Genomic DNA, 3,025 nt, shown 5'->3' with positions numbered 1-3,025 from the left:
TATTGGTAGAGGAATTGAATATTTAAAGATATTTAAAAATATCGAATTTAATATTTCTTTGACATTAGAATTAGAAAATAATTTGAATTTATATTCACAACTCTTAATCGTAAAAGAAAATCTAAATAATATCAATTCAAAGATTACTTCTTTAAACGCAGAAATAGATGATATTTATAAAAATATTTTAAATTTAAGTGAAGAATATGAAAGGATTTTTATAGAGCTGGGCTATTGTCCTTTGTGTCACAGTAAAATAGATAGTTCAAGTATAAAAGAGCATTTAAGAGGTGAAATATGAATTATGAAGACAAACTTTCTTATCTAAAGAAAGAAATAGACCGCAGAAAAGAATTAAAGAATAAAGCAGAAGGCCGTTTGGAGACTTTAAAAATTCAACAAGAAGCATTAAATAAGGAGTTGGAAGCATTAAATATAAACCCTGAAGATTTAGATAATACTATAAATGAACTACAAACTAAAATAGACAGCCTATTTTCTGAAATTGCCGACAATATGCCGGAGATTTGATGATGGATATAAATACTATAAATGAAAAAATAGAAAAATTAGAAACTAATTTAAACATTCAAAAGGGTAGACGAGATATAGTAGAGAAAAATTTAAATTCTAAATTAGATAAAATTAATACTTTAAAAAATGATTACTCTGTATTATCACAAGTTGAGATACTATTAAATATGGCAAGTGAGTACGGCAGAGAACAAGCAAAAACACAAGTTGAGAGTTTGGTAAGTAGTTGCTTGAGCTTTATTTTGGAAACAGATATTGAATTTGTAATAGAGCTTACAGATGGTAAAATTACTGGAGCAGATTTTTATGTAGTGTCAAATTATGATGGCTACACCGTTAAAACTCAACCTGAGAATTCCAGAGGGGGTGGAATTGTAGATATTATATCATTGGCACTTAGAATTGCTATGATAGAAATTTATAACCCTAAAATCGAAGGCCCTTTGATTTTAGATGAACCTGGTAAACACGTAAGTGAGGAATATATATTTAATTTAGGAGAATTTTTAAGAAAATCTTCAACTATGTTTCATAGACAGATTATTATGGTTACACACAATAAATATTTATCAGAAATTTGTGATAAATCTTTCCTAGTAGAGCAAAGAAATTCAGTATCTAAGGTAACTAATTTAGAAATTGAAAAATAGCTTATCTTGACTATTGCTCAATTTAGAGATAAAATTGTATAGTACGCAAGTATTTATTTAGAAATGAATTTAAAATTTGGAACTTGAAAATTTAATAAGGAGGTGTGTAATGCTAGAAAATATTATTTTTATTATAATATCTCTAATTTTTGGTTGTGGAATAGGCTACGGTATTCGAAAATATATTGCTGAAGGAAAAACTAAAACAGCTGAAGAACTTGCTATAAAAATAGTCACAGAAGCCGAACATAATGCTGAAGCCAAAAAACGTGAACTTCTTCTAGAAGCAAAAGATGAGATACACAAGCTTAGATCTGATAATGAGCATGAATATAAAACTCGTAGAAATGAGCTTCAAACTTTAGAAAATAGAATTTTGAATAGAGAAGAAGCTGTCGAGAAAAGAGCTCAGTCTTTAGAGAAAAAAGAAGATAAGCTTAACTCTAGACTTGAAGATGCTAAAATGAAAGTTGAAAAAGCTGAAGAATTAGTTCTAAAAAGAGAAGAAGAATTACAGAAAGTTGCTGGTTTGACAGCTGAAGAAGGTAAATCCATATTATTAAATCAGTTAGAACGAGAAATAACCCAAGAATCTGCACTTATAATTAAGGAAAATGAACTAAGAATTAAAGAGGAAAGCAATAAATACGCACAAAATGTAATAGCCCAAGCAATTCAAAGAATAGCTGCAGATCAAGTTGCAGAGGCAACCGTTTCTGTAGTTCAGTTACCCAATGATGAAATGAAAGGTAGAATTATCGGACGTGAAGGACGTAATATAAGAAGTATAGAGTCTTTGACTGGCGTTGATTTAATTATCGATGATACTCCTGAAGCGGTGGTTCTATCATGTTTTGATCCTGTAAGACGTGAAATAGCTAGAATAGCTCTTGAAAAGTTAGTGCAAGATGGAAGAATTCATCCTACTAAAATTGAAGAGAGTGTAGAAAAAGCTAAAAATGAAGTTGATATTATGATTAAAGAGTCCGGAGAACAAGCTGCTTATGATGCAGGAGTTCATGGATTACATCCCGAAATCATAAAGTATCTTGGAAGGCTTAAATTTAGAACAAGTTATGGCCAAAATATGTTAAAGCATGCTGTTGAAGTTTCAAACTTAGCTGGTATATTGGCACAAGAAATTGGAGCTGATGTAAAGCTTGCTAAAAGAGGTGGATTACTTCATGATATCGGAAAGAGTATAGACCACGATGTTGAAGCTCCTCATGTTGATTTAGGTATTGAAATTGCTCGTAAGTACAAAGAAAATGATATAGTTATAAACTGTATACAATCTCATCATGGAGATGTTGAATTCAAATATGTTGAAGCAATTTTAGTAACTGCTGCTGATGCTATTTCAGCTGCTAGACCTGGAGCAAGACGCGAAACTGTAGAGTCATATATAAAACGTCTTGAAAAACTTGAAGAAATAGCAACTTCATTTGAAGGTATAGAGAAATCTTATGCAATTCAAGCAGGAAGAGAAGTTAGAATAATAGTTAAGCCAGAAGCTGTAAGTGAATCTGAAGTTACTTTATTAGCAAGAAAAATTGTTAAAGAAATTGAATCACAATTAGACTTCCCAGGACAAATTAAAGTAAATGTCATACGAGAAACTAAAGCCATTGAATATGCTAAATAAATTCTAAATAAGTTAATAAAACCTGCCATAAGGCGGGTTTTTTTGTTATTATATATAATATAAAATTTTTAGGAGAATAAAATGATTAATAATTTAATAGATGACTTTCTTGGTTTTTATCTAGCTCTAAAGGAGCTTCAGAGAATACAGTTAAAGAATATTATTATGATTTAAGAACTTTTATTAGATTCATTCT

General features: G+C 29.9%; 4 protein-coding genes and 1 pseudogene. All 5 read left to right on the top strand.

Annotated features, from left to right (window positions below):
* The coding region (locus HMPREF9129_RS11690; RefSeq protein ID WP_004821537.1) for a hypothetical protein at positions 1 to 301 on the top strand (301 nt) is incomplete at its 5' end.
* Entirely contained in the window at positions 298 to 531 is a 234-nt protein-coding gene (locus tag HMPREF9129_RS06095) for a hypothetical protein (protein ID WP_004821536.1), read from the top strand. The genes HMPREF9129_RS11690 and HMPREF9129_RS06095, both read left to right, overlap by 4 nt.
* Complete coding sequence (locus HMPREF9129_RS06090; RefSeq protein WP_004821534.1) at positions 531 to 1,184, top strand: AAA family ATPase; 654 nt, start codon at positions 531 to 533, stop codon at positions 1,182 to 1,184. The genes HMPREF9129_RS06095 and HMPREF9129_RS06090 overlap by 1 nt, the downstream gene beginning before the upstream one ends.
* Positions 1,185 to 1,293: 109 nt before the next feature.
* Positions 1,294 to 2,829: a ribonuclease Y gene (rny, locus tag HMPREF9129_RS06085; protein WP_004821532.1), complete on the top strand. Its 1,536-nt coding sequence runs from the start codon at positions 1,294 to 1,296 to the stop codon at positions 2,827 to 2,829.
* A gap of 81 nt (positions 2,830 to 2,910) precedes the next feature.
* Positions 2,911 to 3,025, top strand: a pseudogene (locus HMPREF9129_RS12810) (site-specific integrase); the annotation flags it as partial.

The sequence above is a fragment of the Peptoniphilus indolicus ATCC 29427 genome (genome assembly GCF_000227315.1).
Classification (GTDB): domain Bacteria; phylum Bacillota; class Clostridia; order Tissierellales; family Peptoniphilaceae; genus Peptoniphilus; species Peptoniphilus indolicus.
The sequence above is the reverse complement of the archived record's forward strand: the minus strand, read 5'-3'. Positions and strand labels throughout refer to the sequence as shown.

Coding starts and splice junctions, on each gene's coding strand:
- HMPREF9129_RS06090 (WP_004821534.1), top strand. CDS start 531: ATGATGGATATAAATACTATAAATGAAAAAATAGAAAAATTAGAAACT.
- rny (WP_004821532.1), top strand. CDS start 1,294: ATGCTAGAAAATATTATTTTTATTATAATATCTCTAATTTTTGGTTGT.
- HMPREF9129_RS06095 (WP_004821536.1), top strand. CDS start 298: ATGAATTATGAAGACAAACTTTCTTATCTAAAGAAAGAAATAGACCGC.